A 22303-nucleotide genomic window follows, 5' to 3' on the forward strand; every position below is an offset into this window, starting at 1 on the left:
GGCATTGGTCAAAAGACTGGCAATAACCCCAAGGGAGATGCACATGGCAAGTCCAATTTTACCGGGTTCGGGCCTGGGTTCCGGCCTGGACATCGGTGCGATCGTTACTGCGCTGGTCAATGCCGACAAGACGCCGAAACAGACGCAGATCGATAATGCGACTAAAACCAACACGCTGAAGATTTCCGGTATCGGCACGTTGAAGAGTGCGCTGACCGCATTCCAGACGGTGATGACCAACCTGGGCAGCAAGACCAATCCAGCGTTTGCCGGTTACACGGCGACTTCGGGCACTCCGGGCGTTCTAGGGGTCTCTGCGGATAACACCGCGGTCTCGGGTACTTACAGTGTTGTTGTGAATAAACTGGCCACCGGTTCGAAAATAGCCAGTGCATCCTTTGCCGGCGGTGCTGCCAGTGCCATTCCGAGTGGTACCCTGAAAATCAGTCAGAATGGCACTGATTACAATGTCACGATCCCGGCCAATGCCACTTTGCAGAGCACTCGTGACGCCATCAACACGGCTCAGGGCGTCAACGGCATTTCCGCCAACATTGTGACCGACAGCTCGGGCGCTTCGCGTCTGGTGATCAGTTCGAGCAAGACTGGCGCAGGCTCCGATATGAAGGTCAGCGGCATTGCCGGCCTGGAAATCGACGGCACACAGGAAATGGGCACCAGCCCGGCGGCCGGTGCTTCCGGCGCGGTCAACGGCCTCGCTCAGGATGCGTCTCTGACCATCGACGGCTTGGCAGTGACCAGCAAGAGCAACACGGTCACCGGCGCCATCAGTGGTCTGACGATGAACCTGGTAACCGTCAGCCCGGGTACGCCTCCGACACCTGTCACGGTGACTGTCGACGGTAACACCAAGGGTTTGCAGACGTCGGTTCAGGCGTTCGTCGATGCATACAACACCTTGAAAAACACCATTGATACGTTGTCCAAGGCAACGCCGGACGAAGATGGCAAGCTGACCGTTCAGGCGGCGTTCACCGGTGACTCCCTGGCGCGTTCGCTGGTTGCCGATATCCGTGGGCAAATCACGGCCCCGAGTGCTACCGCTGGCAGCCCGATGGCCTATCTGTCGCAGCTGGGTGTCATGACCGACCGCAATACCGGTAACCTGACGTTCGACACGGCCGCGTTCAACAAGGCCATGTCCACGCCAGGCATGAGCGGCAAGGTTCAGGAGATGTTCACCGGGACCAACGACACCAATGGTCTGTTGGCGCGCATGAGCAAGGCGGTGGATCCTTACCTCAAGGCTTCGGCCGATGGCAAGACCACCACCGGTTTGCTGGATCAGCGTCTGACGATCCTGAACGGCAATACGCGTAGCCTTACCGCCCAGCAAACGGCACTGGATATACGCGTTGCCGGCATGACCAAGACGTTGACTGCAAAATACAACGCCATGGACCTGCTGGTAGGACAAATGAAGGCCACAGCGAGCAACATTACTTCGTTCTTCAGCTCGCTGAACGCTCAGCAATCTGCGAAGTAACATGCAAGAGCGACAAAAACCCGGCTACGCTTTCAAGCGTGCGCCGGGTTTTTGTCTTGTGGTCTAAAGTTTTTCGACTCGCTGGCGATACACTGTTCATACGAGTCATTGTGGCAAATGAGGTAGAACATGAATCCGATGTTAGCCCTTCGGCAATACCAGAAAGTAGGTGCGCACGCTCAGACGTCTGAAGCGAGCCCTCATCGTCTGGTGCAAATGCTGATGGAAGGCGGCCTGGACCGTATCGCCCAGGCCAAAGGTGCGATCGAGCGCAAGGATATTCCTGCCAAGTGCACGTCGATCAGCAAGGCCATCGGCATCGTCAGTGGACTGCGCGAAGGTCTGGATCTGGAAAATTCCGCGGATACGCTGGCTGATCTGGACGGTCTTTATATCTACATGATGAAGCGTCTCGCGGAGGCGAACATCAGTAGCGATCCGCGCATTCTTGATGAGGTTGCCGGCTTGCTGAGCACCGTCAAGGAAGGCTGGGACGCAATCGCGCCTGCGCCCGCTCCGCAGTTCTGAGGAGATCACCATGAGTCTTGTATTGCAGCGAATCGAAGAAACCCGAGTAGCGTTGGTCGGCGCCCTGGCCGAGCGCAACTGGGAGGCGATCGGTCAACTGGATCTCGATTGCCGTTCCTGCATGGAAGATGTCTTGAGTGAAGCTTCGGTGGACGAGGTCGCGTTGCGCGATAACCTTGAGGAGTTGCTGCATGTCTACAAGCAGCTGCTTGAAGTCGCCATGGGTGAGCGTCAGGCGATAGTCGACGAGATGTCGCAGATCACCCAAGCGCAGAACGCGGCAAAGGTTTACCATCTGTTTGGTTAATTAACCCTCAGTTAATCCAGACATGTGCGCCATAAATTTGACTGTGCACGGTTTTTTGACTTAACTAGTGGCTGTTTTCAGATTTCAGGCGTCTACAGGCACAAGGTGTCCTGCAAGCGTCTCGCTTGCCCCTCATTTTGGGCATTGAGTTGACTAGGGAAGTTGCTATTGCATGTGGCGTGAAACCAAAATTCTGCTGATCGATGACGATAGCGTCCGCCGCCGCGACCTGGCGGTGATCTTAAATTTTCTTGGCGAAGAAAATTTACCCTGCGGAAGCCATGACTGGCAGCAGGCAGTCGGCTCTTTGTCGTCTAGTCGTGAGGTCATTTGCGTACTGATCGGGACGGTCAATGCTCCTGGTGCGCTTTTGGGCCTGTTAAAGACACTCTCAACCTGGGATGAGTTCCTTCCAGTTTTGCTGATGGGCGATAATTCTTCGGTGGACTTGCCCGAAGACCAACGCCGCCGGGTACTTTCGACTCTCGAAATGCCGCCGAGCTACAGCAAGCTGCTCGACTCCCTGCACCGTGCCCAGGTCTATCGCGAAATGTACGACCAGGCCCGCGAGCGCGGCCGTCATCGCGAACCCAACCTGTTCCGCAGTCTCGTCGGCACCAGCCGTGCGATCCAGCACGTGCGTCAGATGATGCAGCAAGTGGCCGACACCGACGCCAGCGTGCTGATCCTCGGCGAGTCCGGGACCGGCAAGGAAGTGGTTGCGCGCAACCTGCATTACCATTCCAAGCGTCGCGACGCGCCGTTCGTGCCGGTCAACTGTGGGGCGATCCCGGCCGAGTTGCTGGAAAGCGAACTGTTCGGCCACGAGAAGGGTGCCTTCACCGGCGCGATCACCAGCCGTGCCGGCCGCTTCGAGCTGGCCAACGGCGGTACGCTGTTCCTCGACGAAATTGGCGACATGCCGCTGCCGATGCAGGTCAAGCTGCTGCGCGTGCTGCAGGAGCGCACCTTCGAGCGCGTGGGCAGCAACAAGACCCAGAGCGTCGACGTACGCATCATCGCGGCGACCCACAAGAATCTCGAAAGCATGATCGAGATCGGCACCTTCCGCGAAGACCTCTACTATCGCCTGAACGTGTTCCCGATCGAGATGGCGCCGCTGCGTGAGCGCGTCGAAGACATTCCGCTGCTGATGAACGAGCTGATCTCGCGCATGGAGCACGAGAAGCGCGGTTCGATCCGCTTCAACTCCGCCGCGATCATGTCCCTGTGCCGCCACGGCTGGCCGGGCAACGTCCGCGAGCTGGCCAACCTGGTGGAGCGCATGGCGATCATGCATCCGTACGGGGTGATCGGCGTGGTCGAGTTGCCGAAGAAATTCCGCTACGTCGACGACGAAGACGAGCAAATGGTCGACAGCCTGCGCAGCGATCTGGAAGAGCGCGTGGCAATCAACGGCCACACGCCGGACTTCACCGCCAACGCCATGCTGCCGCCGGAAGGTCTGGATCTTAAAGACTACCTCGGTGGTCTGGAGCAGGGCTTGATCCAGCAGGCGCTGGACGACGCCAACGGCATCGTGGCCCGTGCCGCCGAACGCCTGCGCATTCGCCGCACCACGCTGGTGGAGAAGATGCGCAAGTACGGCATGAGCCGTCGTGAAGGAGATGAACAGGCGGATGATTGACGCCTGTTTTTCAACTGCTTCATTTATAAGCGGTTTTTTTTAGGCACGGGTATTGCTACATCCCTCGCAACGTTCCGTTTAACTGACGGTCAGCCAAGCGAGAGAGCACAATGCCCCAAGCCTCCCAGATGTCTTCTGTTCCCGAGTCCTCGGGGCAACTGCCGTCCGTTGAGCAGGCGAGCCGCCAGGGGCTTGAGCAGGCATTCGCCCTGTTCAATCAGATGTCCAGCCAGTTGACCGACTCCTATAGCATGCTCGAAGCCCGGGTCACCGAGCTCAAGGGCGAGCTGGCCGTGGTCAGCGCCCAGCGCATGCAGGAACTGGCGGAAAAAGAACGCCTGGCCAACCGTCTGCAAAACCTCCTTGATCTGTTGCCCGGCGGCGTCATCGTCATCGACGGTCACGGCATTGTGTGCGAGGCCAATCCGGCCGCCATCGATCTGCTGGGCCTGCCTCTGGAAGGCGAGCTGTGGCGCCATGTCATCGCCCGTTGCTTCGCACCCCGTGAAGACGACGGCCACGAAATTTCCTTGAAGAACGGTCGACGCCTGTCGATTGCCACCCGCTCGCTGGATGCCGAGCCGGGGCAGTTGGTGCTGCTCAACGACCTGACTGAAACCCGTCACTTGCAGGATCAGCTGGCGCGCCACGAGCGCCTGTCGTCCCTGGGGCGGATGGTCGCGTCGCTGGCTCATCAGATCCGCACACCGTTGTCCGCCGCGTTGCTGTACGCCAGTCATTTGACCGAGCAGGAACTGCCGGTCGCGACCCAGCAGCGTTTCGCCGGTCGTCTCAAGGAGCGCCTGCACGAGCTCGAGCATCAGGTGCGCGACATGCTGGTGTTCGCCCGCGGCGAGCTGCCGCTGACCGATCGTGTCACGCCGAATGCCTTGATGCAGTCGTTGCAGGCCGCGGCGCTGACCCATGTGCAGGATCTGCCAATCCGCTGGCAGTGCGACAGCCATGTCGGCGAGTTGCTGTGCAATCGCGACACGCTGGTCGGGGCGCTGCTCAATCTGATTGAAAACGCCATTCAGGCGAGTGCCGGCGAGGTGCGTCTGAAGGTGCATTGCTATACCCGCGACAACACCCTGCGTTTGTGTGTCAGTGACAGCGGCAGCGGTATTGATGCGGCGGTGCTGGCGCGGCTGGGCGAGCCGTTTTTCACCACCAAAGTTACCGGGACCGGCCTGGGCCTGACCGTGGTCAAGGCCGTGGCACGTGCGCATCAGGGAGAATTGCAGCTGCGTTCGCGGGTCGGGCGCGGTACGTGCGCGCAGGTCATCCTGCCGTTGTTTTCTGCTGTACAGGGAGCTGAGTGAAGGTCATGGGCATCAAGGTTCTGCTGGTCGAGGATGACCGCTCGTTGCGCGAAGCGCTGGCCGATACGCTTTTGCTGGCCGGTCACGACTATCACGCGGTGGGTTCGGCCGAAGAGGCGCTGAACGCCGTCGAGCGCGAAGCGTTCAGTCTGGTGGTCAGCGACGTCAACATGCCTGGCATGGACGGCCATCAATTGCTCGGCCTGCTGCGCGCGCGGCAACCGCAATTGCCGGTGCTGCTGATGACCGCCCATGGCGCGGTCGAGCGCGCGGTCGATGCCATGCGCCAGGGCGCGGCGGATTATCTGGTCAAGCCGTTCGAGCCCAAGGCTCTGCTGGATCTGGTGGCGCGTCACGCCTTGGGCAGCCTTGGCGCCAGTGACGCCGAAGGGCCGGTCGCGGTCGAGCCGGCCAGTGCTCAATTGCTGGATCTGGCGGCGCGGGTCGCGCGCAGTGATTCCACCGTGCTGATTTCCGGTGAGTCCGGCACCGGCAAGGAAGTGCTGGCGCGCTACATCCACCAGCAATCCCATCGCGCCAGTCAGCCGTTCATTGCGATCAACTGTGCGGCGATCCCCGACAACATGCTCGAAGCCACTCTGTTCGGTCACGAAAAAGGCTCGTTCACCGGCGCCATCGCGGCCCAGGCCGGCAAGTTCGAACAGGCGGACGGCGGCACCATTCTGCTCGATGAAATTTCCGAAATGCCCCTGGGTTTACAAGCCAAGCTGCTGCGGGTGTTGCAGGAGCGGGAAGTGGAACGGGTCGGCGCCCGCAAGCCGATCACTCTCGATATTCGCGTGGTGGCGACCACCAACCGCGACCTGGCCGGTGAAGTGGCGGCGGGGCGGTTCCGTGAGGACCTCTATTATCGTCTGTCGGTCTTTCCGCTGGCCTGGCGTCCGTTGCGCGAGCGCACCGCCGATATCCTGCCGCTGGCCGAGCGTCTGTTGGCCAAACACGTCAATAAAATGAAGCATGCGATGGCGAAGTTTTCGCCCGAGGCGCAAGCGTGCCTGATCGCTTATCCGTGGCCGGGCAACGTGCGCGAGCTGGATAACGCGGTCCAGCGGGCCTTGATTCTGCAGCAGGGCGGGTTGATCCAGCCGCAGGATTTCTGTCTCTCCGGGCCTGCGCTGTTTGCTCCATTGCCGGCGGCAGTGCCGGTTACGCCGGTCATTCGTGAAGTCGAGATCGAGGCGGATTCGGCCGGTGCGCTGGGCGATGACCTGCGTCGCCGCGAGTTCCAGATGATCATCGACACCCTGCGTACCGAGCGCGGCCGACGCAAGGAAGCCGCGGAAAAACTCGGCATCAGCCCGCGCACCCTGCGTTACAAACTGGCGCAAATGCGCGATGCGGGCATGGATGTCGAAGGCTACCTGTTCGCCACCTGACGGGTGGCGCAAACGTTTGAAACGGCTTTTCTGAAAGCGGTGCCCACGAGCTGGCACCGTTGTTGCTAACACCTGAGAACCCGCCGAGTGAGTGTCAAAAAATTGCGGGCCGCCCAAGAGAGTAGACCATGAGCCAAGGTATTGAATTTAATCGGTTGATGATGGACATGAAGGCCATGCAAATGGACGCCATGTCGAAGCCGAAATCGATTGCCGCTGCCCCTGAAGTGGCAGGCAGCAGCTTTTCCGACATGCTCGGTCAGGCCATCAACAAAGTCAGTGATACCCAGCAGGCGTCGACTCAGTTGGCCAACGCATTTGAAATCGGCAAGAGCGGCGTCGATCTGACGGACGTGATGATTGCCTCGCAAAAGGCCAGCGTGTCGTTCCAGGCTCTGACCCAGGTGCGCAACAAGCTGGTTCAGGCTTATCAAGACATCATGCAGATGCCGGTTTAAGGACGAGATTGAGTCATGGCAGAAGCAGTCGCCGATAACGTTCCGGCCAAGGCCACCCCGATAGACGGCAAACCGCCGCTGTTCGGCCTGTCCTTCCTGGAAAACCTCTCCGAGATGACCGTGCTGCGTCAGGTGGGCCTGTTGGTCGGCCTGGCCGCGAGCGTGGCGATTGGCTTTGCCGTGGTGCTGTGGTCGCAGCAACCGGACTACCGGCCTCTGTACGGCAGCCTTGCCGGCATGGACGCCAAGCAGGTCATGGACACCCTGGCCTCCGCCGACATTCCCTACACCGTCGAACCTAATTCCGGCGCCTTGCTGGTCAAGGCCGATGACCTGTCCCGTGCGCGGCTCAAGCTCGCGGCCGCTGGTGTCACTCCCAGCGACGGCAACATCGGTTTTGAAATCCTCGACAAGGAACAGGGTCTGGGCACCAGCCAGTTCATGGAAGCGACCCGTTATCGTCGCGGTCTCGAAGGCGAACTGGCCCGCACCATTTCCAGCCTGAACAACGTCAAGGGCGCGCGCGTTCACCTGGCGATCCCGAAAAGTTCGGTGTTCGTGCGTGACGAACGCAAGCCAAGCGCTTCGGTACTGGTCGAGCTGTACTCCGGTCGTTCGCTGGAGCCAGGCCAGGTCGTTGCCATTATCAATCTGGTGGCAACCTCCGTTCCCGAGCTGAGCAAATCGCAGATCACCGTCGTCGACCAGAAGGGCAACCTGCTGTCGGATCAGGCGGAAAACTCCGAAATGACCATGGCCGGCAAGCAGTTCGACTACAGCCGCCGCATGGAAAGCATGCTCACCCAGCGCGTGCACAACATTCTGCAACCGGTACTGGGCAACGACCGTTACAAGGCTGAAGTATCGGCCGACGTCGATTTCAGTGCCGTCGAATCGACCGCCGAACAGTTCAACCCGGATCAACCGGCCCTGCGCAGCGAACAGTCGGTCAACGAACAACGCACCGCCAGCAATGGCCCGCAAGGTGTGCCGGGTGCCCTGAGCAACCAGCCACCGTCGCCGGCTTCGGCGCCGCAAACCACCGGTGGCGCAGCCGCCCCGGCGAGCATGGTGCAGCCTGGCCAGCCACTGGTTGATGCCAACGGTCAGCAGATCATGGACCCGGCCACCGGCCAGCCGATGCTCGCGCCGTACCCGGCGGACAAGCGTCAACAATCCACCAAGAACTTCGAACTCGACCGTTCCATCAGCCACACCAAACAGCAGCAGGGTCGCCTGAATCGCCTGTCGGTGTCGGTGGTGGTGGACGATCAGGTCAAGATCAACCCGGCCAACGGCGAAACGACCCGTGCACCGTGGAGCGCCGACGAATTGGCGCGCTTCACTCGTCTGGTACAGGACGCCGTCGGCTTCGACGCCAGCCGTGGCGACAGCGTCAGCGTGATCAACATGCCGTTCTCCGCCGAGCGCGGCGAAGTGATCGCCGACATTCCGTTCTACTCCCAGCCATGGTTCTGGGACATCGTCAAACAAGTGCTGGGTGTGCTGTTCATCCTGGTGCTGGTGTTCGGCGTGCTGCGTCCGGTGCTCAACAACATCACCGGTGGCGGCAAAAGCAAGGAGCTGGCCGGCCTGGGCGGCGACATGGAACTCGGTGGCATGGGCGGTCTGGATGGTGAACTGTCCAACGATCGTGTCAGCCTCGGCGGCCCGACCAGCATTCTGCTGCCGAGCCCGAGCGAGGGTTATGACGCTCAGTTGAACGCAATCAAGAGTCTGGTGGCAGAAGACCCGGGTCGTGTGGCCCAGGTCGTGAAAGAGTGGATTAACGCAGATGAGTGATAACCGAGCCGCCGTCGCCAAACTGTCCCGGGTCGATAAAGCCGCGATTCTGCTGCTGTCCCTGGGTTCGACCGATGCCGCACAAGTGCTGCGCCACATGGGCCCCAAAGAGGTTCAGCGAGTCGGCGTGGCCATGGCCCAGATGGGCAACGTCCACCGTGAGCAGGTCGAGCAGGTCATGAGCGAGTTCGTCGACATCGTCGGCGACCAGACCAGCCTGGGCGTCGGCTCCGACGACTACGTGCGCAAAATGCTCACCCAGGCCCTGGGTGAAGACAAGGCCAACGGCCTGATCGACCGCATTCTGCTGGGCGGCAACACCAGTGGCCTCGACAGCCTGAAATGGATGGAGCCGCGCGCCGTTGCCGACGTGATCCGTTACGAGCACCCGCAGATCCAGGCGATCGTGGTCGCGTACCTCGATCCGGATCAGGCCGGTGAAGTGCTGGGCAACTTCGACCACAAGGTGCGTCTGGATATCATCCTGCGCGTCTCGTCGTTGAACACCGTGCAGCCGGCCGCGCTGAAAGAATTGAACCAGATCCTCGAGAAGCAGTTCTCCGGCAACTCGAACGCCTCGCGCACCACCCTGGGCGGTATCAAGCGGGCGGCGGACATCATGAACTTCCTCGACAGCTCGATCGAAGGCCAGCTCATGGACTCGATCCGCGAAGTCGACGAAGACCTGTCCGGTCAGATCGAAGACCTCATGTTCGTGTTCAACAACCTGGCCGATGTCGACGACCGCGGGATCCAGGCGCTGTTGCGCGAAGTGTCCTCCGACGTGCTGGTGCTGGCCCTCAAGGGTTCGGACGAAGGCGTCAAGGAAAAGATCTTCAAAAACATGTCCAAGCGTGCCGCCGAACTGCTGCGCGACGACCTCGAGGCTAAGGGCCCGGTGCGCGTCAGCGACGTGGAGACCGCGCAGAAGGAAATCCTCACCATCGCCCGCCGTATGGCCGAAGCCGGAGAAATCGTGCTCGGTGGCAAGGGCGGCGAGGAAATGATCTAAGCCCATGGACAAGCATGACGACGATGTGACGGACCTGATCCGTGCCCGGGACGTCCGCGGTTTCGAAACCTGGGCAATCCCGAGCTTCGATCCGCCGGCACCGGAACCCGAGCCGGAACCGGAGCCTGAACCGCCGGAAATGGAAGAAGTGCCGCTGGAAGAAGTCCAGCCACTGACTTTGGAAGAACTCGAAAGCATCCGTCAGGAGGCCTACAACGAGGGCTTCGCCATCGGCGAAAAGGAAGGCTTCCACAGCGCTACCCTCAAGGTGCGTCAGGAAGCCGAAGTGGTCCTGACGGCCAAGGTCGACAGCCTTGAGCAACTGATGGGCCACCTGTTCGAGCCCATCGCCGAGCAAGACACCCACATCGAAAAGTCGCTGGTCGACCTCGTGCAGCACATCGCCAAACAGGTGATTCAGCGCGAGCTGGCCATCGACTCGACGCAGATCGAACACGTCATGCGCGACGCCCTCAAGCTGTTGCCGCTGGGCGTGGGCAATGTGCGGCTGTACGTCAATCCACAGGATTTCGAACAGGTCAAAGCCCTGCGCGAACGTCATGAGGAAACCTGGCGCATCGTCGAGGACGAATCCCTGTTGCCGGGCGGTTGCCGGGTCGAGACCGACCACAGCCGGATCGACGCCAGCATCGAAACCCGCGTCAGCCAGGTCATGGCCAAGCTGTTCGACCAGTTGCACGAACAGGCCTTGCACCCGGCCGCGCCGGACCTGAGCCTCGACTTACCGGAGTCGCCAAAACCGGCCCCGGTCGCAGAAGAGCCGCTCGCGGACGCCCCCGATGCGCCTTGAACGCACCAGCTTCGCCAAGCGCCTGAGCACCTACGCCGAGGCCACCGAAATCGCCGGTGCGCCGATTCTCGAAGGGCGCCTGCTGCGCATGGTCGGCCTGACGCTTGAAGCCGAAGGCCTGCGCGCCGCCATGGGCACCCGCTGCATGGTGATCAACGACGACACCTATCACCCGTCCCAGGTTGAAGCCGAAGTCATGGGCTTCTCCGGCAGCAAAGTGTTCCTGATGCCGGTCGGCAGCGTGGCCGGCATTGCCCCGGGCGCCCGCGTGGTGCCGCTGGCCGACACCGGTCGCCTGCCGATGGGCATGAGCATGCTCGGTCGGGTGCTGGACGGCGCCGGGCGTGCACTGGACGGCAAGGGCGGCATGAAGGCCGAAGACTGGGTGCCGATGGACGGCCCGACGATCAACCCGCTCAACCGTGACCCGATCAGCGTGCCGCTGGACGTCGGCATCCGTTGCATCAACGGTTTGTTGACGGTCGGACGTGGTCAGCGTCTGGGTCTGTTCGCCGGTACCGGTGTCGGTAAGTCGGTGTTGCTCGGCATGATGACCCGCTTCACGGAGGCCGACATCATTGTCGTTGGCCTGATCGGTGAGCGGGGTCGAGAAGTTAAGGAATTCATCGAGCACATCCTCGGTGAAGAAGGCCTCAAGCGTTCCGTGGTGGTGGCGTCGCCTGCGGACGATGCGCCGCTGATGCGTCTGCGCGCGGCGATGTACTGCACGCGGATCGCCGAGTATTTCCGCGACAAGGGCAAGAATGTCCTGTTGCTGATGGATTCGCTGACCCGTTTCGCCCAGGCCCAGCGGGAAATCGCCCTGGCCATCGGCGAGCCGCCGGCGACCAAAGGTTATCCGCCGTCGGTATTCGCCAAACTGCCGAAACTGGTGGAGCGCGCCGGTAATGCGGAGAAGGGCGGGGGTTCGATCACCGCGTTTTACACCGTACTGTCCGAAGGTGATGACCAGCAGGATCCGATTGCTGACTCGGCGCGGGGTGTGCTCGACGGGCACATCGTATTGTCCCGGCGGCTGGCCGAGGAAGGTCATTACCCGGCCATCGATATCGAAGCCTCGATCAGCCGGGTGATGCCGGCGGTGGTGTCGCCGGAACACATGCAGCGTGCGCAATACTTCAAGCAGCTGTGGTCGCGCTACCAACAGAGCCGCGACCTGATCAGCGTCGGCGCCTATGTCGCTGGCGGTGATCGCGAGACTGACCTTGCCATCAACCTGCAGCCGCAGTTGGTCAGGTATCTGCGTCAGGGCCTCAACGACAACATCAGCCTGGGTGAAAGCGAAGCGTATCTCGGCACGATTTTCGCCCCGGCGGCCGGCGGGTAACCGGTCATGGCCCTGAGTCGAGCCGCGCGTCTGGCGCCGGTGGTGGACATGGCCGAGAAGGCCGAGAAAACCGCCGTGCAACGCCTGGGTTACTTTCAGGGTCAGGTGAAAGTGGCCGAGAGCAAACTCGCCGACTTGCATGCCTTTCGTCTGGATTACTCCGAGCAGTGGATCGTACGCGGCAGCACGGGCGTTTCCGGGCAATGGTTGCTGGGTTTTCAGGGCTTTCTGGCGCAGCTCGACACCGCTGTCGATCAACAGCGTCAAAGTCTGCAATGGCACCAGAACAATCTGGACAAGGCCCGCGATGCCTGGCAGCAGGCATTCGCCCGGGTCGAAGGTCTGCGCAAGCTTGTACAACGTTATCTGGATGAAGCGCAGCGCGCCGAAGACAAGCGCGAACAGAAGCTGCTGGACGAGTTGTCTCAGCGTTTGCCGCGCCACGAGGTGTTTTGACGGGCAGATCTCGCACAGATCCCGACGCCATCGCGCCTTGCCCATGGCCCCTCCAAGTGCTAAACCTTGTACAAGTTCGTCAATGACAAGGAAGCCAGTACATGTCAGTCGTTACAGAAGTCTCTCCGGACAAGAAAAAACTGACGATTTCGGTCAAGGGGCGATTCGATTTCGCCAAGCATCAGGAATTTCGCCAATCCTACGAAAAAGAGCAGCCCGAATCGGTGATTGTCGACCTCAAAGAGGCGACCTATCTCGACAGTTCGGCGCTCGGCATGCTGCTTCTGCTGCGTGATCATGTCGGCGGTGACGACTCGGAAATCCGCGTGGTCAACAGCAGCTCCGACGTGAAGAAAATCCTCGCCATCTCCAACTTCGACAAACTGTTCGACATCAGTTGACGGCCATGCAGCCGCAAGAGCCGCTGACGATCCTGATTGCCGAAGACAGCGCCGCTGACCGGCTGTTGTTGTCGACCATCGTCCGTCGTCAGGGGCATGAAGTGCTGACGGCCACCCACGGTGCGGAGGCAGTCGAGGCGTTTATCCGGCAAAAGCCGCATCTGGTGCTGATGGATGCCATGATGCCGGTGATGGACGGGTTCGAAGCCGCACGCCAGATCAAGAAGCTGGCGGGTGAAAACCTGGTGCCGATCATCTTCCTCACGTCGCTGACGGAAAGTGAAGCCCTGGCCCGTTGCCTTGAGGCCGGCGGTGACGACTTTCTGGCGAAGCCTTACAACCAGGTGATCCTCGCCGCCAAAATCAAGGCGATGGATCGCTTGCGCCGTTTGCAGGCCACGGTCCTTCAGCAGCGCGACCTGATTGCCAAACACCACGAGTATCTGCTCAACGAGCAACGGGTCGCCAAGGCCGTGTTCGACAAGGTCGCGCATTCCGGCTGCCTGAGCGCACCGAACATCCGTTACCTGCAATCACCCTATGCGCTGTTCAATGGCGATCTGCTGTTGGCCGCGTACACCCCGGCCGGCGACATGCATGTGTTGCTCGGTGACTTCACCGGTCACGGTTTGCCGGCGGCGGTCGGCGCCATGCCGCTGGCCGAGGTGTTCTATGGCATGACCGCCAAGGGTTACGGTCTGGCCGAAACCCTGCGGGAAATGAACGCCAAGCTCAAGCGCATCCTGCCAGTGGACATGTTCTGCTGCGCGACGCTGTTGTGCCTGAGTTTTCAGCGGCGCTCGGTGGAAGTCTGGAACGGCGGCATGCCCGACGGTTATCTGCATTGCCTCGCCACCGGGGAGCGCACACCGCTGGCGGCACGCCACCTGCCGTTGGGGGTGCTCAGCCCGCAGACCTTCGATGACCGCACCGAGGTTCACTCGATGGCGGTGGGCGATCGGGTGTTCCTGCTCTCCGATGGGGTTATCGACACCTGCGATGCCAACGATCAGCTGTTCGGTGTCGAGCGCTTGCACAAGGTGTTCGCCGCCAATCACCAGCCGGATCGGCTGTTCGAGGAAATCGAGCAGGCGTTGCAGGACTTTCGCGGTGAGGCCCGGGACGATGTGAGCATGGTCGAAGTCAGCCTGCTGGAGATGGCGCAGGTCAATCCATCGGCGCCGGTGTATTCCGACAGTGGCCAGTCCTGTCCGCTGGACTGGTCGGTGAGCTTCGAATTTCGCGGTGCCACGCTCAAGCGCTTCAACCCGTTGCCTTATCTGTTGCAGTTGCTGCTTGAGGTGCATGGCTTGCGGGCGCAGAGTGGCGCACTGTACAGCGTGCTGGCCGAGCTTTATTCCAACGCGCTGGAGCATGGCGTGCTGGGACTGGATTCGAGCCTCAAGCGCGATGCGTCGGGTTTCGCCCGTTATTACGAGCAGCGCAATGCGCGTCTCGAGGCCTTGCAGGACGGTTACGTGCGCGTGCATTTGCAAGTGCGGCCGGAAGGCGAGGGCGGTTGTCTGGTGGTGCGGGTCGAAGACAGCGGCAAGGGATTTGATGTCTCGCGCGTGATGGCGCGGCCGCTCGACGGTGTCCGCCTGTCGGGGCGCGGCGTCAGCCTGATCCGGCAATTGGCGCGTAATGCCAGCTGGTCAGACGATGGTCGCAGTGCTCGCGTGGAGTTTTTCTGGGAGGCTCTGGCATAATCCGCGCATTCTTGATCAAGGAGTGAACAAGTGGCTGATACACATGTGGACCACGAGGCGCTAAGCGCGCTGCGGGAAGTGATGGAAGACAGCTATCCGGAACTGCTGGATACGTTCCTCGCCGATTCCGAAAATCGCCTGCGGGAGTTGCAGCAGACTGCCGATGCCGACGCATTGTCTTCCGTAGCGCACAGCTTCAAGGGCAGCAGCAGCAACATGGGCGCGACCCGTCTCGCGGTGTTGTGCCAGGAGCTGGAACAGCATGCCAAAGACAAAAGCCCTTCTGAAATCATCAAACTGGTCGCCGACATCCATAGCGAATTCGCCGATGTGCGGCCCGTTTATGTCGCCGAGCGGCAGCGCTCGCTGACGCACTGATTCTGCCGCCGGGCGGTTTTGTCGGAATTCTGACGAAACTGGCCCGGCACTTGCAGTCATCTATCCCAACTGTACCTACGATCCCAGTGCAGCGGAGACCGTGCCATGCCTGCAAGCCCCAACATTCTTCTTCAGACCGCCGCCCAGGCCAAGGCGCAAGCTGCCTCGGCCAAATCATCGGCAGTGGCCGCAGAGCCCGGGGACAAGGCCTCCAGCTTCGCTCAGGTGTTCGCCGATCAAGGCCCGAACAAGCCCTCGGTGACCGTCGACAATTCGGCAAAACCTGCCCGTGACAAGGTCGCCGACAACAGCGGCAAGAAAGACCTCGGCAAGGATCAGTCTGCCGCCCCGGAGCCGGCGGTTGCCGATAGCGGCAAAGCCTTGCCCGCCGACAAACCGGCGACGGCGGCAGCGGACGACAAGACCGCTACTGATGATGAGACTGCCGATACCGCACCGACTCCTGTTGTCGACACGGCACCGGTGGATCCGGCGCTGATGGCAGCGGTAGAGCCCGTCGTTACCGCACCGGTAGTAGCCACCCCCGTTGTCGAGACCGCCGCGCAACCTGAAACCGACAAGCCAGCCGTGGCGGCATTGCCGGGTATGGTCAAGGATCCGGCGCCGACCACTGATCCTGCTTTCGACCCCGAGGCGGATCCGCTGGATTCGCTGCCTGCCGTGCGCATGGCCATGGAGCAGAGTGGCCACATTTCCGCTTCCAGCCAGTCCCAGCCCAAAGCCACCCCGGCCCAGACTCAGGCTGACGGCGAATTGACCTCGGCGCAGAACTTCGCTGCCGGCATGGCCAGCATGCTCGACGTGCAGGCTGACAAGGACAGCACCAGTCAGGGTGGTGAGAAGGCGTTCAGCGGTCTGATCGATGACGGCCTGAAAGACCTGAAGACCGCCACCAGCGACACCCGCGTGGATGATTTCGCCAACCGTCTGGCGGCGCTGACCCAGGCTGCCACGCCGAAAACCGCCAACGCGGTGCCGGTGAACCAGCCGATTGCCATGCACCAGAACGGCTGGACCGAGGAAGTGGTCAACCGGGTCATGTACCTGTCGAGCAACAACCTGAAGGCGGCTGACATCCAGTTGCAACCGGCCGAGCTGGGGCGTCTGGATATCCGGGTGAACATGGTCCCGGACCAGCAGACCCAGGTGACCTTCATGAGCGCGCACCCGAGCGTGCGTGAAGCCCTCGACGGTCAGATGCACCGCCTGCGCGACATGTTCAACCAGCAAGGCATGGGGCAGGTCGACGTCAACGTGTCCGACCAGAACCGTGGCTGGCAGGGTCAGGGTCAGGGCCAGGAACAGGCGCAACAGGGGCAGGGCGGTCGCACCAGTGCAGCCGGCGGTCGCCTGGATTCGGCCGAAGAAGAGTTGACGCCGGCCGCCGTGGCTGAAGCGGCGGCCACGGCCACTCACGTGATCGGCTCCAGCGCCGTCGACTACTACGCCTGACACTACGCTGTACTCCTGTGGGAGCGGGCTTGCTCGCGAAATCGGTAAGACAAACAACACATCTGTTGAATGTTGAACCGCATTCGCGAGCAAGCCCGCTCCCACATTGGTTTGTGGTGCTCTCCACGATGCTCCGACACTTCTGGCATAACACTTGCTCTTGCCTTGCCGTGCGACTGTGAAAACCCGATTAGTGACGGATTATTGGCATGGCGAAGAGCGAAGCTGCAGCAGTAAAAGACCCCGCAACCAAAGGCAAACTCAAGATGATCATTGCGATCGTGCTCGGGTTGCTGCTGGCCATCGGCGCATCTGTGGGGGCGACCTGGTTCTTCATGCACAGTGCGCAGAGCAAGCCCGAGGCGGCCGCCGAAGCGGCACCGGTCGGCAAGCAACCGGCGATTTTCGAGCCGATGGCGCCGGCCTTCGTGGCCAACTACAACCAGAACGGCCGTCAGCGCTACATGCAGGTGAGCATCACCATGCTGGCGCGCAATCAGGCCGATCTGGAAGCGCTCAAAGTGCACATGCCGGTGATCCGCAACAACCTGGTGATGCTCTTCTCCGGTCAGGATTTCGCCACGCTGGCGACTCCGGTCGGTCAAGAGATGTTGCGCCAGAAGGCCACAGCCAGCGTCCAGGAAGTGGCGCAGAAAGAGCTGGGCAAAGTGGTGATCGAACAGTTGCTTTTCACTAATTTCGTACTGCAGTAGGAACACGACATGGCCGTGCAGGATCTGCTGTCCCAGGATGAAATCGACGCGCTGTTGCATGGCGTCGACGATGGTCTGGTACAGACCGATAACGCTGCCGAACCCGGCAGTGTCAAAAGCTACGACCTGACCAGCCAGGATCGCATCGTCCGTGGACGCATGCCGACTCTGGAAATGATCAACGAGCGTTTTGCCCGCTACACCCGCATCAGCATGTTCAACATGCTGCGCCGCTCGGCGGACGTTGCCGTCGGTGGCGTACAGGTGATGAAGTTCGGCGAATACGTGCACTCGCTGTACGTGCCGACCAGTCTCAATCTGGTCAAGATCAAACCCCTGCGCGGCACCGCGCTGTTCATCCTCGACGCCAAACTGGTGTTCAAGCTGGTGGACAACTTCTTCGGCGGCGACGGCCGTCACGCCAAGATCGAAGGGCGTGAATTCACCCCGACCGAACTGCGCGTGGTGCGCATGGTGCTGGAGCAGGCGTTCGTCGATTTGAAAGAAGCCTGGCAGGCGATCATGGAAGTCAACTTCGAGTACATCAACTCGGAAGTGAACCCGGCCATGGCCAACATCGTCGGCCCGAGCGAAGCGATCGTGGTCTCCACGTTCCACATCGAACTCGACGGCGGTGGCGGCGATCTGCACGTGACCATGCCGTACTCGATGATCGAGCCGGTGCGCGAAATGCTCGACGCCGGTTTCCAGTCGGACCTCGACGACCAGGACGAACGCTGGGTCAACGCCCTGCGCCAGGACGTGCTCGACGTCGACGTGCCGATCGGTGCCACCGTGGCCCGCCGCCAGTTGAAACTGCGCGACATCCTGCACATGCAGCCGGGTGACGTGATTCCGGTCGAGATGCCGGAAGACATGATCATGCGCGCCAACGGCGTGCCGGCCTTCAAGGTCAAGATGGGCTCACACAAAGGCAACCTTGCGTTGCAGGTTATCGAGCCGATCGAGCGCCGCTGAAGCGGCGCCCTCACTCCCTGATTCTTTTACCGGTTTTTTGCCCGCCGAGGACAAATGATGAACGACGATATGAACACCCAGGACGATCAGGCACTGGCCGATGAATGGGCTGCCGCCCTGGAAGAAACCGGTGAAGCCGGGCAGGCCGACATCGACGCGCTGCTGGCCGCCGATGCTGGTGCTTCGAGCTCCAACCGTCTGCCGATGGAAGAGTTCGGCAGCGTGCCGAAAAACAACGACCCGGTGACCCTCGACGGTCCGAATCTGGACGTGATCCTCGACATCCCGGTATCGATCTCGATGGAAGTGGGCAGCACCGACATCAACATTCGCAACCTGCTGCAACTCAACCAGGGTTCGGTGATCGAGCTTGATCGTCTGGCCGGCGAGCCGCTGGACGTACTGGTCAACGGCACCCTGATCGCTCACGGTGAAGTGGTTGTGGTCAACGAAAAGTTCGGCATCCGTCTGACCGACGTGATCAGCCCGAGCGAACGCATCAAGAAGCTGCGCTGAGTGAAAAAGGTTCTGGGGGCTTTGTTCGGTCTGGCGCTGGCCTTGCCGTTCAGCGTGCTGGCGGCCGAGCCGGTGGCGACCACTGCGGCGGCAGCTGCGCCGGCCGTCAACAGCGGCGTGGCGGGTCAACTGACGCAACTGGTGTTGGGCCTGTTGCTGGTGCTGGGCCTGATCTTCTTCCTCGCCTGGCTGTTGCGCCGGGTGCAGCAGGCAGGTCCCGCCGGCAAGGGCCAGGTGATCGAGCTGATCGGTTCCCGCGCGCTCGGGCCGCGTGACCGTCTGATGCTGGTGCAGGTCGGCAACGAGCAGATCCTGCTCGGCCTCAGCCCCGGAACCATCACTGCGTTGCACGTGCTCAAAGAGCCGGTCGAGGTGCCGAGCACCGCCGACAAAGCGACTCCGGAATTTGCCCAGCATCTGTTGAAGATCCTCGGCAAGGATCAGAAGGATAAGAAGTAATGGGTGCGTTGCGCATCGTCTTGACCCTGGCCTTGATGTTGGCCGCGCCGCTGGCATTCGCCGCCGATCCGTTGTCGATCCCGGCGATCACCCTGGGCACCAACGCCGAGGGCGCGCAGGAGTACTCGGTCAGCCTGCAGATCCTGCTGATCATGACGGCGCTGAGCTTCATTCCGGCCGCTGTTATCCTGATGACCAGTTTCACCCGGATCATCATCGTCTTCTCGATCCTGCGTCAGGCCCTGGGCCTGCAGCAGACGCCGTCGAACCAGATCCTCACCGGCATGGCGCTGTTTCTGACGCTGTTCATCATGGCGCCAGTGTTCGATCGCGTGAACAACGATGCCTTGCAGCCGTACCTCGCGGAAAAGCTGACGGCCCAGCAGGCGGTGGAAAAGGCTCAGGTGCCGATCAAGGACTTCATGCTCGCCCAGACCCGCTCCAGCGATCTGGAGCTGTTCATGCGCCTGTCCAAACGCACCGACATCGCCACTCCGGATGCTGCGCCGCTGACGATTCTGGTGCCGGCGTTCGTGACGTCTGAACTGAAGACCGCGTTCCAGATCGGCTTCATGATCTTCATCCCGTTCCTGATCATCGACCTGGTGGTCGCGAGCGTGCTGATGGCGATGGGTATGATGATGCTGTCGCCGCTGATCATTTCCCTGCCGTTCAAAATCATGCTGTTCGTGCTGGTGGATGGTTGGGCGCTGATCATCGGCACCCTGGCCAGCAGTTTCGGAGGTGTATCGCCATGACGCCAGAAGTAGCGGTCGACATCTTTCGCGAAGCCCTGTGGCTGACCACCATGATGGTGGCGATCCTGGTGGTACCGAGTCTGCTGGTGGGCCTACTGGTGTCGATGTTCCAGGCCGCCACCCAGATCAACGAACAGACCCTGAGCTTCCTGCCGCGTCTGCTGGTGATGCTGGTAACGCTGATCGTCGCCGGCCCATGGCTGGTGCAGACGTTCATGGAATACATCACGCAGTTGTACAAAAACATTCCGATGGTCATCGGCTAAGCCATGCAATCGCTGCTTCAGTTGACCGATACCCAGATCAGTACCTGGGTGGCGTCGTTCATGCTGCCGATGTTTCGCGTCGCCTCGATGTTGATGGTGATGCCGGTCTTCGGAACCACGCTGGTGCCCCGGCGGATCCGTCTGTACTTCGCCTTCGCGATCACTGTGGTGATCACGCCCAACCTGCCGGCAATGCCGGCGGTCAGCCCGCTGGATCTCAGCGGTTTGCTGCTGATCGCCGAGCAGATTCTGGTCGGTGCGGTGCTGGGCTTCTCTCTGCAATTGTTCTTTCAGGCCTTCGTGGTGGCGGGGCAGATCGTCGCGATCCAGATGGGCATGGGCTTCGCGTCGATGATCGACCCTACCAACGGCGTGTCGGTGGCGGTGATCGGGCAGTTCTTCACGATGCTGGTGACCTTGCTGTTCCTGTCGATGAACGGGCACCTGGTGGTCTTCGAAGTGCTCACCGAAAGCTTCACCACGCTGCCGGTCGGCGGCGGGTTGATGACCACGCATTACTGGGAGCTGGCGGGCAAACTCGGCTGGGTACTGGGTGCCGCCTTGTTGCTGGTGCTGCCGGCGGTTACTGCGCTGCTGGTGGTCAACATCGCCTTTGGCGTGATGACCCGGGCCGCGCCGCAGCTCAACATTTTCTCCATCGGCTTTCCGCTGACCCTGGTGCTCGGCCTGTTCATCGTTTGGGTCGGGTTGGCGGACATTCTCAATCAGTATCAACCGCTGGCCACCGAGGCCCTGCAGTTTTTACGCGAACTGGCAAAGGCGCGCTGAGTCATGGCTGAGAGCGAAAGCGGTCAGGACAAGACAGAAGACCCCACGGAGAAGCGCAAGAAGGACTCCCGGGAAAAGGGTGAGATTGCGCGCTCCAAGGAGCTCAACACGCTGGCGGTGATGATGGCCGGTGCCGGTGCGCTGTTGGTCTTTGGCGGGATGCTGGCGCAGGATTTGATGGACCTGATGCGCCAGAACTTCACGCTGTCGCGGGAAGTGATCATGGACGAGCGCTCCATGGCGACGTTCCTGATGAACTCCGGGTTGCAGGCATTGCTGGCGATTCAGCCGATCATGATCACCCTGTTGGTGGCCGCTTTCCTCGGGCCGATCGCGTTGGGTGGCTGGTTGTTCGCCGCTGGTTCGCTGGCACCCAAATTCAGCCGGATGAACCCGGCGGCGGGCCTCAAGCGGATGTTCTCGATGAAGGCCGTGATCGAGCTGCTCAAGGCACTGGCCAAGTTTCTCATCACGCTGGGTGTGGCGCTGGTGGTGCTCAATTCGGACATCGACGACCTGCTGCGCATCGCCCACGAACCGCTGGACCGGGCGATCATTCACAGCTTGCAACTGGTGGGCTGGAGCTCGCTGTGGCTGGCGTGCGGATTGATCATCATCGCCGCTGTCGATGTGCCGGTGCAGATCTGGGAGAGCATCAAAAAGCTGAAGATGACCAAGCAGGAAGTGCGCGACGAGCACAAGGACCAGGAAGGTCGGCCGGAGGTCAAGCAACGGATTCGCCAGGTCCAGCGCGAGATGTCGCAACGCCGGATGATGGCGGCGATTCCGGATGCCGACGTGGTCATCACCAACCCGACCCACTACGCCGTGGCGCTCAAGTACGACGCCGAGAAGGGCGGGGCGCCGATGCTGCTGGCCAAGGGCAGCGACTTCCTGGCGCTGAAGATCCGCGAAATCGCCGTGGCCAACAACGTCATGCTTCTCGAATCGCCAGCGCTGGCGCGTTCGATCTATTACTCCACGGAGCTGGAAGAAGAAATCCCCGGCGGCCTGTACCTGGCGGTCGCTCAGGTCCTGGCCTACGTCTACCAGATCCGCCAGCACCGCGCGGGCAAGGGCAAGTTCCCGGAACCGCTCAAGGACGACCTGCCGATCCCGCCGGATCTGCGGCGCGATTCCTGATCGTGATCAAACAAAAAAAAACGCCATCCGGTTGAACCTGATAGCGGTTTTTTTATGCCCGATGAACTGTGTTGCTTGAGAGGCCGCCTTCGCGAGCAAGCTCGCTCCCACAGTGATTTGAGG

The 22303-nt window shown here is 61.2% G+C and carries 24 protein-coding genes; all 24 read left to right on the forward strand.

Annotated elements, in window-relative coordinates; all coding sequences use genetic code 11:
- Positions 1-43: 43 nt before the first annotated feature.
- Entirely contained in the window at positions 44-1507 is a 1464-nt protein-coding gene (fliD, locus tag LOY31_RS07865) for a flagellar filament capping protein FliD (protein WP_258713080.1), read from the forward strand.
- 129 nt (positions 1508-1636) lie between these two features.
- Positions 1637-2035, forward strand: coding sequence for a flagellar export chaperone FliS (fliS, locus tag LOY31_RS07870; RefSeq protein ID WP_007958302.1), 399 nt, complete (start codon positions 1637-1639; stop codon positions 2033-2035).
- A 10-nt stretch (positions 2036-2045) separates the two neighbouring features.
- Positions 2046-2342: a hypothetical protein gene (locus tag LOY31_RS07875; RefSeq protein WP_039765621.1), complete on the forward strand. Its 297-nt coding sequence runs from the start codon at positions 2046-2048 to the stop codon at positions 2340-2342.
- A gap of 172 nt (positions 2343-2514) precedes the next feature.
- Positions 2515-3990, forward strand: coding sequence for a sigma-54 dependent transcriptional regulator (locus tag LOY31_RS07880; RefSeq protein ID WP_003222863.1), 1476 nt, complete (start codon positions 2515-2517; stop codon positions 3988-3990).
- A gap of 110 nt (positions 3991-4100) precedes the next feature.
- A complete protein-coding gene (locus tag LOY31_RS07885) occupies positions 4101-5312 on the forward strand; it encodes an ATP-binding protein (protein ID WP_085605780.1) in 1212 nt (403 codons plus the stop codon).
- Positions 5313-5317: 5 nt separating this feature from the next.
- Entirely contained in the window at positions 5318-6709 is a 1392-nt protein-coding gene (locus LOY31_RS07890; protein ID WP_085605782.1) for a sigma-54 dependent transcriptional regulator, read from the forward strand.
- Positions 6710-6837: 128 nt separating this feature from the next.
- Positions 6838-7167, forward strand: coding sequence for a flagellar hook-basal body complex protein FliE (gene fliE / locus LOY31_RS07895; RefSeq protein ID WP_007958292.1), 330 nt, complete (start codon positions 6838-6840; stop codon positions 7165-7167).
- A gap of 15 nt (positions 7168-7182) precedes the next feature.
- Positions 7183-8970, forward strand: a complete 1788-nt coding sequence (gene fliF, locus LOY31_RS07900; protein WP_007958290.1) for a flagellar basal-body MS-ring/collar protein FliF — start codon at positions 7183-7185, stop codon at positions 8968-8970.
- The gene (gene fliG / locus LOY31_RS07905; RefSeq protein WP_007958288.1) at positions 8963-9982 is read left to right on the forward strand and encodes a flagellar motor switch protein FliG; all 1020 of its coding nucleotides are present in this window, start codon (positions 8963-8965) and stop codon (positions 9980-9982) included. Before fliF ends, fliG begins: the two co-directional genes overlap by 8 nt.
- Before the next feature lie 4 nt (positions 9983-9986).
- Complete coding sequence (gene fliH / locus LOY31_RS07910) at positions 9987-10793, forward strand: flagellar assembly protein FliH (protein ID WP_258713081.1); 807 nt, start codon at positions 9987-9989, stop codon at positions 10791-10793.
- On the forward strand, positions 10783-12141 hold the full coding sequence (fliI, locus tag LOY31_RS07915) for a flagellar protein export ATPase FliI (RefSeq protein ID WP_085605786.1): 1359 nt from the start codon (positions 10783-10785) through the stop codon (positions 12139-12141). Before fliH ends, fliI begins: the two co-directional genes overlap by 11 nt.
- Positions 12142-12147: 6 nt before the next feature.
- Entirely contained in the window at positions 12148-12597 is a 450-nt protein-coding gene (gene fliJ / locus LOY31_RS07920) for a flagellar export protein FliJ (protein ID WP_085605789.1), read from the forward strand.
- 101 nt (positions 12598-12698) lie between these two features.
- Complete coding sequence (locus tag LOY31_RS07925; RefSeq protein WP_007951938.1) at positions 12699-12998, forward strand: STAS domain-containing protein; 300 nt, start codon at positions 12699-12701, stop codon at positions 12996-12998.
- A gap of 5 nt (positions 12999-13003) precedes the next feature.
- Positions 13004-14707, forward strand: a complete 1704-nt coding sequence (locus tag LOY31_RS07930; protein WP_258713082.1) for a fused response regulator/phosphatase — start codon at positions 13004-13006, stop codon at positions 14705-14707.
- 30 nt (positions 14708-14737) lie between these two features.
- Entirely contained in the window at positions 14738-15085 is a 348-nt protein-coding gene (locus tag LOY31_RS07935; protein WP_007951942.1) for an Hpt domain-containing protein, read from the forward strand.
- Between the two features lie 105 nt (positions 15086-15190).
- The gene (locus tag LOY31_RS07940) at positions 15191-16558 is read left to right on the forward strand and encodes a flagellar hook-length control protein FliK (protein ID WP_258713083.1); all 1368 of its coding nucleotides are present in this window, start codon (positions 15191-15193) and stop codon (positions 16556-16558) included.
- Positions 16559-16767: 209 nt separating this feature from the next.
- Positions 16768-17271 (forward strand): flagellar basal body-associated protein FliL, encoded by a 504-nt coding sequence (gene fliL / locus LOY31_RS07945; RefSeq protein WP_007951946.1) that lies wholly within the window; start codon positions 16768-16770, stop codon positions 17269-17271.
- A gap of 9 nt (positions 17272-17280) precedes the next feature.
- Positions 17281-18249: a flagellar motor switch protein FliM gene (gene fliM, locus LOY31_RS07950; RefSeq protein WP_003222890.1), complete on the forward strand. Its 969-nt coding sequence runs from the start codon at positions 17281-17283 to the stop codon at positions 18247-18249.
- A gap of 57 nt (positions 18250-18306) precedes the next feature.
- The gene (gene fliN / locus LOY31_RS07955; RefSeq protein WP_007951948.1) at positions 18307-18765 is read left to right on the forward strand and encodes a flagellar motor switch protein FliN; all 459 of its coding nucleotides are present in this window, start codon (positions 18307-18309) and stop codon (positions 18763-18765) included.
- On the forward strand, positions 18766-19224 hold the full coding sequence (gene fliO, locus LOY31_RS07960; RefSeq protein WP_007951949.1) for a flagellar biosynthetic protein FliO: 459 nt from the start codon (positions 18766-18768) through the stop codon (positions 19222-19224).
- A complete protein-coding gene (gene fliP / locus LOY31_RS07965) occupies positions 19224-19982 on the forward strand; it encodes a flagellar type III secretion system pore protein FliP (protein WP_039765605.1) in 759 nt (252 codons plus the stop codon). The genes fliO and fliP overlap by 1 nt, the downstream gene beginning before the upstream one ends.
- Positions 19979-20248, forward strand: a complete 270-nt coding sequence (gene fliQ / locus LOY31_RS07970) for a flagellar biosynthesis protein FliQ (protein WP_007951951.1) — start codon at positions 19979-19981, stop codon at positions 20246-20248. The genes fliP and fliQ overlap by 4 nt, the downstream gene beginning before the upstream one ends.
- A gap of 3 nt (positions 20249-20251) precedes the next feature.
- Positions 20252-21037, forward strand: a complete 786-nt coding sequence (gene fliR, locus LOY31_RS07975) for a flagellar biosynthetic protein FliR (protein WP_007951952.1) — start codon at positions 20252-20254, stop codon at positions 21035-21037.
- Positions 21038-21040: 3 nt separating this feature from the next.
- Positions 21041-22180: a flagellar biosynthesis protein FlhB gene (gene flhB, locus LOY31_RS07980; protein ID WP_258713084.1), complete on the forward strand. Its 1140-nt coding sequence runs from the start codon at positions 21041-21043 to the stop codon at positions 22178-22180.
- Positions 22181-22303: the final 123 nt, after the last annotated feature.

This window comes from Pseudomonas sp. B21-021, from assembly GCF_024749205.1.
GTDB classification, from domain to species: Bacteria; Pseudomonadota; Gammaproteobacteria; order Pseudomonadales; family Pseudomonadaceae; genus Aquipseudomonas; species Aquipseudomonas paraglycinae.